This window comes from Cyclobacteriaceae bacterium (genome assembly GCA_025808415.1).
Taxonomy (GTDB): Bacteria; Bacteroidota; Bacteroidia; order Cytophagales; family Cyclobacteriaceae; genus UBA2336.
The window spans coordinates 1,095,937-1,109,634 of the sequence record CP075525.1 but is presented as its reverse complement, the minus strand read 5'-3'; the positions used below and the strand labels follow the sequence as shown (position 1 = coordinate 1,109,634).

General features: G+C 44.3%; 13 protein-coding genes. 7 read left to right on the top strand and 6 right to left on the bottom strand.

Annotation, left to right across the window (positions count from 1 at the left end):
• The first annotated feature begins 8 nt into the window (after nt 1-8).
• Both KIT51_05135 and KIT51_05130 read left to right on the top strand, forming a co-directional pair.
• Nucleotides 9-503: a DUF3347 domain-containing protein gene (locus KIT51_05135; protein ID UYN87646.1), complete on the top strand. Its 495-nt coding sequence runs from the start codon at nt 9-11 to the stop codon at nt 501-503.
• A gap of 92 nt (nt 504-595) precedes the next feature.
• Complete coding sequence (locus KIT51_05130; protein ID UYN87645.1) at nt 596-1,174, top strand: DUF2911 domain-containing protein; 579 nt, start codon at nt 596-598, stop codon at nt 1,172-1,174.
• Nucleotides 1,175-1,180: 6 nt separating this feature from the next.
• Here KIT51_05130 and KIT51_05125 read toward each other — a convergent pair whose 3' ends face one another.
• The 3 genes from KIT51_05125 to KIT51_05115 form a co-directional block, all read right to left on the bottom strand.
• Nucleotides 1,181-2,113: a tetratricopeptide repeat protein gene (locus KIT51_05125; GenBank protein ID UYN87644.1), complete on the bottom strand. Its 933-nt coding sequence runs from the start codon at nt 2,111-2,113 to the stop codon at nt 1,181-1,183.
• A gap of 99 nt (nt 2,114-2,212) precedes the next feature.
• Nucleotides 2,213-3,487 carry an amidohydrolase family protein gene (locus KIT51_05120; GenBank protein ID UYN87643.1) on the bottom strand — a complete coding sequence of 425 codons (1,275 nt, stop codon included), beginning with the start codon at nt 3,485-3,487 and terminating at the stop codon, nt 2,213-2,215.
• A gap of 15 nt (nt 3,488-3,502) precedes the next feature.
• A complete protein-coding gene (locus tag KIT51_05115) occupies nt 3,503-3,895 on the bottom strand; it encodes a hypothetical protein (GenBank protein UYN87642.1) in 393 nt (130 codons plus the stop codon).
• A 125-nt stretch (nt 3,896-4,020) separates the two neighbouring features.
• On the opposite strand from KIT51_05115, the gene KIT51_05110 reads away from it, so the two are divergent.
• Entirely contained in the window at nt 4,021-4,611 is a 591-nt protein-coding gene (locus KIT51_05110; GenBank protein UYN87641.1) for a DUF479 domain-containing protein, read from the top strand.
• On the opposite strand, the gene KIT51_05105 is transcribed toward KIT51_05110, so the two are convergent.
• A complete protein-coding gene (locus KIT51_05105) occupies nt 4,612-7,437 on the bottom strand; it encodes a glycosyl hydrolase (GenBank protein ID UYN87640.1) in 2,826 nt (941 codons plus the stop codon).
• Between the two features lie 93 nt (nt 7,438-7,530).
• Between KIT51_05105 and KIT51_05100 the strand changes: the two genes are divergently transcribed.
• Together KIT51_05100 and KIT51_05095 are read left to right on the top strand one after the other, a co-directional pair.
• Nucleotides 7,531-7,899, top strand: coding sequence for a hypothetical protein (locus tag KIT51_05100; protein ID UYN87639.1), 369 nt, complete (start codon nt 7,531-7,533; stop codon nt 7,897-7,899).
• Complete coding sequence (locus KIT51_05095) at nt 7,899-11,075, top strand: hypothetical protein (protein ID UYN87638.1); 3,177 nt, start codon at nt 7,899-7,901, stop codon at nt 11,073-11,075. The genes KIT51_05100 and KIT51_05095 overlap by 1 nt, the downstream gene beginning before the upstream one ends.
• Here the strand turns inward: KIT51_05095 and thiL are convergent.
• Complete coding sequence (gene thiL, locus KIT51_05090; protein UYN87637.1) at nt 11,070-12,107, bottom strand: thiamine-phosphate kinase; 1,038 nt, start codon at nt 12,105-12,107, stop codon at nt 11,070-11,072. The two genes, KIT51_05095 and thiL, sit on opposite strands and share 6 nt — an antisense overlap.
• 287 nt (nt 12,108-12,394) lie before the next feature.
• Nucleotides 12,395-12,802, bottom strand: a complete 408-nt coding sequence (gene mce / locus KIT51_05085; protein UYN87636.1) for a methylmalonyl-CoA epimerase — start codon at nt 12,800-12,802, stop codon at nt 12,395-12,397.
• Between the two features lie 79 nt (nt 12,803-12,881).
• Between mce and KIT51_05080 the strand changes: the two genes are divergently transcribed.
• Nucleotides 12,882-13,289: a hypothetical protein gene (locus KIT51_05080; GenBank protein ID UYN88500.1), complete on the top strand. Its 408-nt coding sequence runs from the start codon at nt 12,882-12,884 to the stop codon at nt 13,287-13,289.
• Between the two features lie 11 nt (nt 13,290-13,300).
• The gene (locus tag KIT51_05075; GenBank protein ID UYN87635.1) at nt 13,301-13,627 is read left to right on the top strand and encodes an iron-sulfur cluster assembly accessory protein; all 327 of its coding nucleotides are present in this window, start codon (nt 13,301-13,303) and stop codon (nt 13,625-13,627) included.
• The last annotated feature ends 71 nt before the right edge of the window (nt 13,628-13,698 follow it).

The following is a 13,698-nucleotide window of genomic DNA, read 5'->3' as shown; positions in this document are numbered from 1 at the left end:
AACGAGAAATGAAAATCAAATCAATTTTAGCATTAGCCTTGGTTGCACTGATAATGGCAGCCTGCGGAAAGACAGAAAAATCTTCTGACGAGCAAACACAAACCGCTGCGAAAGAAACCAACGAAGCACTGAAAGTTGTACTTACCGGTTACTTTGAAGTGAAAGATGCCCTGGTAAATGATGATGCAGTCAAAGCTAAGTCTGCTGCTACTGCACTTGCGGCTTCAACCGGAAAATATGCCGACCAATTAAATGAATATGTGTTAGCCATTGGAGAAACCGATGACATTGAAGCACAACGTGAAGCTTTTGAGGCGCTTTCTATTTCCATGTACGATTTAGTGAAAGCGGGTGGAGCCGGATTAACCGTTTACAAACAATACTGCCCTATGGCATTTGATGATAAAGGTGCCCTCTGGTTAAGTGATGAAAAAAAAGTACTAAATCCGTACTTCGGTGCTTCCATGCTCAGGTGCGGATCAGTGAAAGAAGAAATTAATTAAAAAGCAGGCAGCAGGCAATTGCAACGTAACATCTTGTTTTTTTACAGCCAATTGCCTACAGCTTACAGATATACTCATCTCAATTAAACTATATGTTAAAGTATCCAATACTAATCCTTAGTGTCGCCATCCTGGCAATCAGTTGTCAGTCTAAAAAAGAAATCACTGAAAATCACGATCAGCACATGACTGCTCCGGCTCAAACCGAAGCAGACACGGTCAAAAAAAGTTTGCCCAAGGAAACCCACGCCATGGTGGGTAATGCGCATATCACGATTAAATACACAGCCCCGGTAGTTAAGGGTCGTATAATCTGGGGTGGACTTGTTCCGTATAACGAAGTTTGGGTTACCGGAGCACACCGGGCGACTTCGTTTGAAATTGATAAGAACTTCATTATCGGCAATCAAAACATACCGGCAGGCAAGTATGCTATTTTTACTATTCCAGGAACAGAAACCTGGACATTCATTCTTAACAAGAACTGGGACCAGCATTTGGCTGACGACTATAATGCTTCAGGAGATCTACTGCGGATAAACGTTACACCTGAAAAACTGGAAGAAACCCAGGAGCGCCTCCTGTATGCCATTGAGACCATTTCAGCTACAGAAGGTGCCTTGCAGATCAGTTGGGAAAAAATCAGGATTACTATTCCGCTGAAATTTTAGCCACTATTATTTTAAGAGGCGGTGCAAATCCGCTTCCGCAGCAATAAATCCAAAAGCAGAAAAATGCTTTCCTGAAGTTACCTGCTTGAATATCTCTACTGCGCGTGTAGTGTCGCCTTCACAAAAATACCAGTTTCCCACACCATACCCTTGAGTGGCCAGGGCCAGGTCAACATCCGGATTTTCACCACTCACCTTCAATAAATCATCCGGTGGTAACATGCCTTTATACATTTGAAGGCGCAGGTAGTAGGAGTCGTTCTCGATAATGTTCATTTCCTCGCGGATAAGCTCGAGCACTTTGGCGGCTTCTTCGGGTCTATTCATTCTACGATAGGTCATGTAAAGCCAATCAGCCGTGGCGGTAATAAGATCATCGTTATCGGAAGCATCAAGGCATTGTAAGTATGCTTTTTCGGCACTTTCGAAATCGCCTTTTAAATAATGAGCAAGTCCTAAATGATACCAAACATTGAATTGAACGTTCGATAGTGGTTTGTTGATTTTATTCGGCTGACCGTCCGGTTCTATTTCAAGCGGTTGTCGTGGCATCAGCGATGCCGCCATTTGTAAATCAGCAATGGCCTTATTGAATTCTCGAATAGAAATGTAGCGATGTCCGCGATGCCTGAATAGTTTATAGGAGTTCGGGTACTTCTCCAAACCCTCCGACAGAATTTTTATAGCCTCATTATAATGGTAGAGATATCCTTCCCTTCTGGCCAGCCAAACATAATTATCTTCTGAAGGATCAGTTTCAAAATTTTTCCGTGCAACATTCAGGTTGCTGTCGAGCCGGGCTTGTGCCGTTGCGCTTCGTTCGGGTTCAAAGTATTGCTTACCGTCCAAGCCGGTGAGGACAGGTGATGGTTCGGATTTTTTTTCTGGTGTTGAGCAAGCTGCTAAAAACACCGTGAGTATGAAAACTTTTCTGATCATAATGTATTGGAATGACGAATGATGATTGTGGAATTTTGATTCAAGAAATCTGATATCCTTCAAAAATCAAAAATCGTTATTCTTACTTCTTAGTTCGATTCATTGAAGGTAAACCACGCCCTCCTTCATCACAAAACTCACTTTCTCCATGGTCTTTATGTTTTTCAACGGATTATCATCAGTGGCAACAATGTCGGCCAGCTTACCTGCTTCAATGGTTCCAATTTTATCGTTCATACCCACCACTTCAGCCGCCACTACTGTTGCGGATTTAATGGCTTCCATCGCGGGCATACCGGCCTCTACCATGTAGGTAAACTCCTTTCCGTTTTCACCGTGCGGAAACACCCCGGCATCAGTACCAAAAGCAATCTTTACTCCCCGTTTATAAGCTTTACCAAAGGTTTCCTGAATCTGTGGACCAATGGCCAATGCCTTGGGCGTAACCAATGGATGATAATAACCAGGTTCCTTTGCTTTCTCAGCCACAAATTTTCCGGCAGAAATTGTAGGGACGTAATACGTTCCTTTCTCTTTCATCAAATCCATCACCTCTTCGGTCATCATGGTGCCGTGTTCGATGGTGGTAATGCCTGCCAGTACAGCCCGCTTCATGCCTTCGGTGCCGTGCGCATGGGCAGCGGTGTGCATCCCATAATCTTTTGCTGTCTCTACTATTGCTTTTAGTTCATCCAGCGTAAACTGCGGTCCACTGCCATCTTTGGCAAGGCTGAGCACACCACCTGTTGCTGTAATTTTTATCAGGTCGCTACCGTCTTTATAGCGTTGCCTTACGGCTTGTCTTGCTTCTTCAGGCGAGTTGATCACACCTTCCTTCGGCCCGGGGTCGCCCATCAAATCTTCGCGGTAGCCGTTGGTCGGATCGGCATGACCGCCTGTTGTGCCAATAGATTTACCAACGGAAAAAATTCTTGGCCCCACAACCAATCCCTGGTTAATGGCATTGCGCAAGGAAGTATTGACCCCACTGCCGCCTAAATCGCGCACGGTAGTAAACCCTGCCAGCAACGTTTTCTTTGCATAAACGGTTGACCGGAAAGCAACATCCGCTTTATTTGATGTGAACCGTTGCAAGGCTTGATCTTTGTTCGTTTCACCTTCCAGGTGAACATGCAAATCAATCAAACCGGGCATAACGGTTTTCTTGCTCAAGTCAATCAACTTATCGGAAGTACCGGGTTTTGTGAATCCTTTTTCTACTCTTGTGATACTATTTTTTTCTACAATCACTGTCATTTGTGACTGCACATCATTCGACTTTCCATCAATCAGGTTGCCGCAATGAATTACCGTTCGCTGGGCAATCAGTTGAATAGACACAACCGTCATTGCCAGTAAAAAAAGCTTCTTCATATTTTCAAAATAAGGTTACTTGGATAGATATTTTTCAGTGATCTTTTTAAGCGCCTGCAGTTCATTGCGCTGCATTTCTTCACGCACATGCAGCATCAGGTCAAACATAACGGTTTGGTCGTATCCCAAACGGGCAGCCACTTCCGAACAATACTTAATTTCTTCCTGATATAATCGCTCATCAATTTTCATCAACTGAACAAGGCTTACAATGTAATCGAACTTTTCATTATTAGTCAGGTGCATTAATCCTATGTTTTCATGATCCTGATCGAACAGCGGAACAATATCTTCCATCGGTACACCATTGGCCAGGCCTATGGTGGTAATGTACTTGCGTTCACGATCGGCAATGTCACCGTCAATACGGGCGAGATTAACCAGTAGTTTCAATTGGGATAAGGCCATACACGCATAGTTTTAATGGTGGAAGATGGGGAATTGTTCCTCGATTGTCAATAGTTCACAGTCAATAGTTTATTAAGTGCTGTCCAGACGATGAACTATTGACTGTGGACTGTTAACTTAACCGCATGAACTTCCTTGCGCACATCAGTCTGTCGGGTGACAACCCTAAAGTTATGGTGGGCAATTTTATTGGTGATTTTGTGAAAGGACGGAACTTACTCGAACAATTTGAACCCGAAATTGCCCGTGGCATAGCGCTGCACCGTGCTATTGATGAGTTTACGGATAGCCACCCGATTGTAACAGTAAGTAAAAACCGGTTGCGCCCAACTTATCGTCATTATTCTGCTGTCATAGTCGACATGTTTTATGACCACCTGCTGGCTAAAAACTGGGAACATTATTACACCGATTTTCTCCCGGATTTTGCCGAACGCTCTTACAGCACGCTGGAAAAGTTTCACCACATTTTACCCGAAGGTGTAAAGTTTATGCTTCCCTACATGACCAAAGGCAACTGGCTCGTAAACTACGCACGACTGGAAGGGATAGAACGTGCGCTAACGGGCATGGCCAGGCGATCGAAACACGAATCAAAAATGGAACTGGCCGTTGAAGACCTCAAAAATAATTATAAGGACTTCACGAAAGAGTTTTCTGCATTTTATCCGGAACTTCAGGCCTTCTCAAAAAAGTGGCTCGACAACGAAACTTGATTATTTTATTTCCACCACCACTTCACTGCTATCGCCACCACTCACAAACTTAATCGTGTACTTCCCCTTACCGGCATACTTCAAAACGGGTTCCGTTACAACCGGAGTTTTTGATTTTGATTTTGCAGGTGCCGGTGCGGCTTCAGCAACCTTAACATCCCAGGTAAATTTTTGAAAACCGGTGGCACCCGTTGCTGTGAGTTTGCGCACCAGATTCTTCTTCTCATCATAAACTTCTACCGCAATTGCCGCTGATGCCTTACCTGCATAATACAGTATGCTTACTTTCGGCTCGTTGGTTTCTGCCCACGGATATTGTTTTTGCCCCCAACGTTCACTGTGACGTATGCTTTCTGGCGCAAAAGCCATAATGGATTTGCCGGCATCTTTCAGTGCTTGCAAAGGTTTTACATCAGCTACGAAAACACTACGGCCATGGGTACCTACTACCAGCTCGTTATCGCGAGGGTGCACCAGCATGTCGTAAGATGCTACATTGAGCATGCCGTTGAAGTAATGCCAGGAGGTTCCATTGTCCAGGCTTGCATAGGTTCCATTATCCAACCCGCAATACAACAAGTTTGGCTGAACCGGATCCTGAACGATCACATTTGCCACTGACTCCGGCAAATTTCCTTTCACGCTCTTCCAGTTTTTACCATAATCAGTACTCGCATATAAATACGTTTTGAAATCATCATCGCGGTAGCCGTTCAACGAAACATAAACAGTACCTTCTGCGTGAGGCGAAGGTGCAATTGAACTCACCCACTTATTCTGCGGCAAGCCTGTTACAATACTTTCCCAACTACCTCCTCCGTTTTTAGATACCCACACATTTCCATCATCCGTACCGGCATAAAGCAATCCAAACTTCAATGGCGATTCTTCCAATGCACTGATGGTGGAGAAAGGAACATCCCCTTGCTTTTTATTTTTAGTCAGGTCATCGCTGATGGTCTCCCAACTTTCTCCTTTATTTAAACTTCTGAATACTTTTTGAGCCGCCATGTACACAATATCCGGATTGTGCTTACTTAACTGCAGCGGGGTACACCAGTTCCAGCGGTAGGCCGGCTCGCCAATATCATTGCGGGGTGTAATGCGCGCGCCAGGCTTGCCAGGTTCTACCCTGAAATAATTTCCAAACTGAAAACCCCAATACACCAACTTGCTGTTGCGCGGGTCGGCTGCTACATACATGCCATCGCCCCCGCCAATGGTTTCCCAATGCTTGTTAACATTGGGTACCGAACGTGACGAACCTTTCAATACACCGTTATCTTGCAATCCACCATAGACATTATAGGGTGTTTCCATATCAACATTCACAGTATAAAATTGACCCACAGGCATATTATTAATGTGTTGCCAGTACGCGCCTTCATCATAAGTCACATACAATCCGCCATCGTTACCCAGCAACATGTGCTTGCCATTGTTAGGATTGACCCACAGCGCATGATGATCGACATGGATGTTTTGTTCGCCACGCAGCGTATCGAGGTGGTTCCAGGTTACACCACCATCGTTTGATTTCAGAAGCGGCACACCGTAGATGTACACTTTATCGGCATTGGAGGGATCAACACGCATTTCGGCAAAGTAATAGCCGTAGGTAAAGAACACACCATCTAAATCATAGCTGTTCATTTTTTTCCAGGTATTGCCGTTATCATCCGAACGATATACTTCTGCACCGATAATCTTTTTATTGAACAAATTGGCGTTGGCATCGCCACCCAGGTAATCATACAAAGCGGTGGCAGAATATTTTCCTTCGCTTACTTCTTTCTTTACCCGTTTGGCATCATACTTCTGTGGAAAGCGGTTGTCTTTCAAAAAATCATCAAGCTTTTTATCATCAAGCCTGGCAAAGGCTTCCCTGGTCATGCCCTTAAAATTTTCTGCCTTAAGGTTGCCATCATCTTTCGGTTTTTCGGTTTGTGGAATTTCACCCTGGTTGTCCAGAATGGCGTAAACAACATTTGGGTTAACGGCTGAAACATCGAGGCCTATTCGGCCTACCTGTTTTCCTTGTGGAAACCCTGCTACCGACTTGTACCAGGTTTCACCGCCATCATCCGATTTATATATAGACGAACCCTCACCGCCTTCCTTAAAATCCCACGCTTTGCGCGAACGATCCCACGAAGATGCCAGCAATTGGTTTGGGTTTGATGGATTGATTACCAGATCAATAATACCGGTGCTGTCGTTTATGAATAGTGTTTTTTTCCATGTTTTACCGCCATCAATTGTTTTGAATACACCACGTTCTGAATTTTTTGAATAAAGGGCACCAATGGCCGCTACCCACACCGTGTTGTTATCCTTCGGATGAATTACAACACGACTAATGTGATGCGTTCCGGTAAGGCCAAGGTGTTGCCAGGTTTTTCCTGCATCAATGGTTTTGTACATGCCACTGCCGGCATAGCTTGAGCGACTGCTGTTTTTTTCGCCAGTACCTACGTATAAGATCTTTGGATCAGTTTGCGATAAAGCAAAGTCACCAATACCCATCGCATCCACATCATCAAAAATGGGCTGAAAGGTTATTCCGTTGTTTTCTGTTTTGAAAATTCCACCGGAGGCAAAGCCGAGGTAATACTCATGCGTATTTTTCAGGTTCACCTCAATATCAACAATGCGCCCGCCTTGTACCGTGGGGCCAATGTTCCGCACAGGGTAGTTGCTTAAAATGGATTGTTCAGCAAGTTTTTTCCGGGCTTCAAATGAAGCCTTTATTTCGGACTCACTTGTGGCCTGACCATACACCGACAGGCACAGTACTGAAAATAAAAACTGTATAATTGATCTCATTTCATTGGGTTTATGTCCGAAAATAGGGAATTCTTACCTTGATGGCAGGGATACCTGCCAACATATTATTTTAGTGGCTCATTTTTTACGACTATGCATAACGATCCGGAGCTGAGTGGGAAATATTTAGGCACAATTTCACAGGATTTTGTAAAAGTAGCCGACTCCATTAAAGAGGCTTCATACCAGGTGCGCAAGCGGGGTTTTTCAGAACATCCTGTTTTTCCTGTTTGTAAAGAGCAGCAACCGATAGGACAATTGCTCATTGATAAACAACTGGCTGAACTGGAATGGAATTACTACATCAGCTACATGGACGAGTTTGTGCAACGAGGTTTAATTGATGAAGAAAAACAAGAAGCTTTTAAAGCAGCTTATAAAGACCCGGATGAATTCTGTTGCCTGTTTGTGATCGATAAAGCGTTTACCAATTTTGTTTTTATACCTTACCCGGAGGATTAATGTGCAGGAGGTTCTGTTATAGTTTACTTACCCATTTGGTGCTATCCGGCAGTAGTGTTTTTTCACAAACACTGCCCGAGCAACTTATTTTTGAACACGTTTATGTTCCGGGCACGATCCGTTCATCCGAAATAAGCGATGTTCTCCAGGATCCGGAAGGGCTGATCTGGATTGCAGCGGACGGATTGTTTCAATACGATGGATTGAACTTTACGCGCTACACGCTACTGCCCGATTCGGGCTCAATAGCCGGGAGGGAAATAAACAGCTTATTTTACGACCATCAACGAAAACGACTACTGATTGCCACCCGGAACAATGGCGTAGTGGAATACAGTTATAACACAAACGCCTTGCGAAAACTACCGGCACAGGCAGGCATACCCATTGTAAACGAGCTTGCCCAAACACCCGATGGCATTATTTGGGGCACCACCTTTAACAACGGACTTTACTTTTTAGAGAACGATACGCTAAAGCGCTACTACTCCGACCATTACAATACCAACACGGCAACTTCGCTGTGCAATGATGGTGACGAATTGATTATTGGCGATGTGCGAAAGATTTTTTGGATCAAAGACCGCAAAATTACCGACTCGTTAAAACTTTCGTGGAAGGATGCAGAATTTACTATCTATGGTCGGGTAACAGCCCTGGCCATCGATTCAGCCAGGCGCCTTTATATGGGCACGGAAAAGCAAGGCTTGTTGATTTATGATTTGCCCTCAAAAACCTTTATAAAATATTTTTCACCTGAAATCAATCCCTTCTACAACCGCATTAATAAAATTTTTGTCGACCGAAACCAACGTGTTTGGTTTTTAACCAAATCAGGAGGACTGGCCATTTACAGTCCCGCTGAAGATCGATTTATTCAGACCATCAAAAATCCTTTATCAGCCTACTCACTCAGTGGCGACAACTGCACCTCCATGTTCGAAGATAAAACCGGGATTATGTGGATCGGTGCCACGGGCGCAGTAAACAAATACGACCCGGATAAAATTAAATTCCTACACATCACCAACGATCCGTTCAACCCAAACTCACTGTCGGATAAAATGGTGCGGGGGATTTATGAGGAACCCAATGGCGATTTGCTGATTGGAACAGATGGGGGATTTATCAATAAATATAACCGCGTTACACACCAGATAAAGCGCATTAAAGTTGCACCCGATGGCTCGGGCAAAACCAGTGTGCCGATGTACTTCCATGACTTCAATGCCCGGGAACTGTTGGTGGGAACAACCACCGGCCTGATGGTAATGGATAAAAACAAGTACACCTTTACCTGGTACAAACCGTTGAAGGAGGTTTTCCAGAACCGTATGGTCAGGCAGATTTTACGCATTGGCGATAAACTGTATTTCCTTTCGGGGGGCAACCTTTTTATATATGATCTTGTCCATGGTGAGATGACGCGACATGGCGTTTTTTCATCCGATCCGCAACGAAGGATTGGTAATGCCACCATGCTATATGCAGATAGTAAGAACAGGATTTGGTTAGGTGTTCAGGGCGGTGTTTCCCTACTGCATGACGACCTGACGTTTACCCATTATCCGATTGAAAAAAACCCGGTACGGCCCGATGGTTCCTATTTTATGGTATTAACCATGAACGAAATTAATGGCAACATCTGGATCGGGACTTTTAACTCCGGCTTGTGGCAACTTAATCCCGAAGAGGCTGATCAATCAACCAATCCAATTAAGCGGATCGATATACCCGAACTCAATGCCAGCACCATTTATGCAACCCTTACCGATGCACAAAATAATGTCTGGATCAGCACTAACCAGGGTATACTTAAGCTGGATATGCAAACTTTTGCGTTAACACAATTTTCAATTGGCGAAGGTGTGCAGGACCAGGAGTTTAACCGGCTCTCGTATTTGATAGCCCGCAACGGTGAAATTGTTTTTGGTGGTATAAATGGGGTTAATGTTTTCAGCCCGGCTAAAGTTTCGCCAAGTTACAGGGCGGTAAAACCTGTTATTTTAAGTGTATCTGGCTTTAAAGGTTTACCCAACGAATTTTACGTAAACCTCAGGCATACCAACGCGGTAAGCCTGAACCATCGGCAAAACCAATTATCGTTCAGCTACATTGTTCCTAACTATCAGCAGCCGGTAACCTACGGTATAGAATATAAACTTGAAGACCACGATATACAGTGGCACACCGCCAGCGGTAACACGATCACTTACAATAACCTAAAGCCCGGTAAATATACCTTTCAAATCCGCACAAAGTTTAAAGGCGAAGTGATTGAATCCGACTCGCTGGATGTTTCCATTGCCCATCCGTTTTGGCAAACGTGGTGGTTTACTTTGCTTGCCGTTGGCTTTGTTTTCGTTGCCGTGTATACTGGTGCCCAGGCGTACGCCAACAAGGCCCGTCACGATAAGGAAAGGCTAGAGAAGTTACTGAAAGAACGTACCGCAGAAATTGAAAAATCGCGTGAAGAACTGGAGGTGCTCAACCAAAAAAAGGACCTGATATTTTCCATTCTGTCGCACGACCTGCGTTCGCCCCTTACAACACTTAAGGGGTTTCTGTCCATCATTATTGAAAATGTTGACGCCCTCCCGAAAGAGGCCATTAAAAAACATGCGCGCAGTATACGCAACTCCGTAAGCAGCTCACTGGATTTAATTGACAATACGTTGTATTGGTCGATGTCGCAAACGGGCAGTATAACCTATACGCCATCAGATTTTTCGATCACAGAAACGCTTCGCAAAATCTATGAGCTGTACCAGCTTACCGCAGAAAAAAAACGGATAAACTTTCACCTCAATATACCGGAAAATATTGCCGTGCATGGCGATGAGAATATGTTGTATGTAGCCTTGCGTAACCTGGTATCGAATGCCTTGAAATTTACCCGCGAAGGCAAAAACGTGAACCTTTCAGCCATACGAAACCACCAGTATGCTGTTATTAAAGTAACCGATGAAGGCATTGGTATGGACGCACAATACATCGAAAGGCTGCTTTCAGATGAACACCTGTCGTTAAAAATGGGAACGGCCAATGAAAAAGGAACCGGACTTGGCTTAATCTTATGCAAAAAGTTTGTCCAGGTAAACCAGGGAGAACTAAAGATCAACAGTGCTGAAGGCGTGGGCACTGAGTTTACCGTAAGCCTGCCCTTATCATCATGATTTAAAATGATCCCAACCCTGAGCACGCAGCGAAACTGCATTGCCTTGCTTGGTAACCAAAATATGGTCGTTTGGTTTTTCGTGCACGTAACCAATCAGGTGGATATCCGAATGGTTTTTGATTTTCTCAAAATCATCCGGCTTAATGGTAAATAACAATTCATAATCTTCCCCACCATTCAGCGCACCGGTAACCGGGTCAATTTTAAATTCCAACGCCATGGCCTCATAAGCCGCCTGGTCAATCGGTATCTTATCTTCAAAAATTCGGGTGCCCACGCCTGAGTTTTTACCAATATGGAATAGCTCCGAAGCAAGGCCATCTGAAACATCGATCATTGACGTTGGCTTAACCCCCAATTCTTCCAACTCGTAAACAATATCTGTACGGGCACCAGGCTTTAACTGTCGCCCCACCATGTAAGCATATTTTTCAAGGCCCGGCTGCATATCCGGGTTGGCCAGGTAAACCTCCTTTTCGCGTACCAGTACCTGAAGACCTACATAAGCTGCCCCAAGGTCTCCCGTTACACAAATAATATCGTTTGGCTTTGCGCCTGATCGATACACAATTTTTTCTTTTGCCACCCGGCCAATGGCTGTAATGGAAATAACCAAGCCTGAACGTGAAGCGGTTGTATCGCCACCTACCAGATCAACATTGTATTGCTTGCAAGCTGCGCGGATTCCTTCGTACAAAGCATCCACAGCCTCAACAGAAAAACGGTTACTTAAAGCAATCGAAACCACTATTTGTTCAGCCTTTCCGTTCATGGCCGCGATGTCGGAAACATTAACGGAAACAGCTTTATGCCCCAGGTGCTGAAGGGGGGTAAACGCAAGGTCAAAGTGGATGCCTTCGGCCAGCAAATCGGTTGACACCAACAGGTAATCAACGCCACCATCCAAAACTGCAGCATCGTCACCTATTCCATGTATGGAAGTTGGGTTATGCAACCGGGTGTTGCCTGCAATCCTGTCGATCAGGCCAAATTCCCCAAGTTCACTGATTTCAGATCGTTTTTCACTCATGTTGTAAATCGGTTGTAACCGTTCGTTCACCGTTCGGCAAGGCGTTTCGTCACACAAAAGTAAGATTATAACCTAAATTAAAAGTTTTAAGCAACCCATACCCGGTATTTATGCACACAAGAAAGCAAAACTTATGAGAAGGATTTCGGTGTTGCTTGTCTTGGCTTTAATCTTTTCAGTGGCGTGTTCTTCGGTTCCCAAACCTTACTACGAAACCAAGTTGGGGAAAAAAAAACAGCGTTATTACAACGCTGTGCAGTATGGTAAAAAAGAGGTGCCCGACTTTCCTAAGAGCCGTTAACCTCCTGGCACAATTCAACCAACACACCTTGTGTTGACTTAGGGTGCAGAAAACAAATCATTTTGTTGTCTGCACCTTTTTTTGGTGCTGCATTAATGGCTTCGAATCCCTTTTGTTGGTAGTCCTCAAGTGCATGATGAACATCGGCAACTTCAAAGGCAAGGTGATGTATGCCTTCGCCACGTTTTTCGATAAAGCGTGCAATGGGCGAATCAGGACGCGTGGCCTCCAGTAATTCTATTTTTACACCACCTACTTCAAAAAAAGAAGTACGCACCCCTTCCGACTCAACCTCCTCTACCTTATAGTGTTGCCGGCCTAATAAACGGGCAAATAACACATTTGCCTCGGCCAGGTTTTTAACGGCAATTCCGATATGCTCAAGTTTTTGCATAATTGTTAACTTTGACCTTAAAATGAGAAACTTTTAAGGCATTTAAAAAGTTTTCTCCCTACTGAATTCTTAGCGTATGATGGAGACAACCAGTGAAATACATATTGAGGCGGCACGTTTGCAGCAGGAAATTAAAGATTACCTGGGGTTACGGTCGTCCGATTTGATTTTTGAATACAGTACCAAAGATGGCAAAGTGAGGCTGGACCTGATCACCATTAACCCGCGGCACAACCAATCGTTTTTATTCCATTACGAAACCGGTACCGATAAACTGGATGCCCTGAAAAAGATGCACATGTATGTGCAGAATTATAAAGAGAAAGAAAACAGTTATACCATTCAATGGGTAGCCAAAGGAGACACCGAATTGCACACCTCGTACTTCCGCGCAGGCAACATAACCGATGCCCTGCAAAAACTTTATTACGGGCGCGACATGAACACAATAACCGTTTTTAGTGTTGTATTGAATCCTGTTTCTTAAGTGAATGATTTATGATTACCGTTACCGATAAAGCCAAAGAAAAAATTGTTGAGCTCCGCCAAAAGGAAGGCAAAACGGAAGATCCGAATATACGCGTCTCTGTAAAAGGGGGCGGCTGTTCGGGACTTATGTACGAACTGGCTTTTGATGAGGCCATTAACCCTGCCGACCAGGTTTTTGAAGATAAAGGCGTAAAAATTTTGGTGGATAAAAAGAGCCTGCTTTACCTGTTGGGAACAACGCTTGATTTTTCAGACGGACTAAACGGAAAAGGATTTCAGTTTATCAATCCAAACGCTTCACGCACCTGTGGATGCGGGGAGAGCTTTTCTGTGTAAAGACCTTTCTTAGAAAATAAACCGGAGAACTTTAACACTAGTCCACAGTGTAGTGGTTACGGCATAACAAA

Coding starts and splice junctions, on each gene's coding strand:
- KIT51_05135 (UYN87646.1), top strand. CDS start 9: ATGAAAATCAAATCAATTTTAGCATTAGCCTTGGTTGCACTGATAATG.
- KIT51_05130 (UYN87645.1), top strand. CDS start 596: ATGTTAAAGTATCCAATACTAATCCTTAGTGTCGCCATCCTGGCAATC.
- KIT51_05125 (UYN87644.1), bottom strand. CDS start 2,113: ATGATCAGAAAAGTTTTCATACTCACGGTGTTTTTAGCAGCTTGCTCA.
- KIT51_05120 (UYN87643.1), bottom strand. CDS start 3,487: ATGAAGAAGCTTTTTTTACTGGCAATGACGGTTGTGTCTATTCAACTG.
- KIT51_05115 (UYN87642.1), bottom strand. CDS start 3,895: ATGGCCTTATCCCAATTGAAACTACTGGTTAATCTCGCCCGTATTGAC.
- KIT51_05110 (UYN87641.1), top strand. CDS start 4,021: ATGAACTTCCTTGCGCACATCAGTCTGTCGGGTGACAACCCTAAAGTT.
- KIT51_05105 (UYN87640.1), bottom strand. CDS start 7,437: ATGAGATCAATTATACAGTTTTTATTTTCAGTACTGTGCCTGTCGGTG.
- KIT51_05100 (UYN87639.1), top strand. CDS start 7,531: ATGCATAACGATCCGGAGCTGAGTGGGAAATATTTAGGCACAATTTCA.
- KIT51_05095 (UYN87638.1), top strand. CDS start 7,899: ATGTGCAGGAGGTTCTGTTATAGTTTACTTACCCATTTGGTGCTATCC.
- thiL (UYN87637.1), bottom strand. CDS start 12,107: ATGAGTGAAAAACGATCTGAAATCAGTGAACTTGGGGAATTTGGCCTG.
- mce (UYN87636.1), bottom strand. CDS start 12,802: ATGCAAAAACTTGAGCATATCGGAATTGCCGTTAAAAACCTGGCCGAG.
- KIT51_05080 (UYN88500.1), top strand. CDS start 12,882: ATGGAGACAACCAGTGAAATACATATTGAGGCGGCACGTTTGCAGCAG.
- KIT51_05075 (UYN87635.1), top strand. CDS start 13,301: ATGATTACCGTTACCGATAAAGCCAAAGAAAAAATTGTTGAGCTCCGC.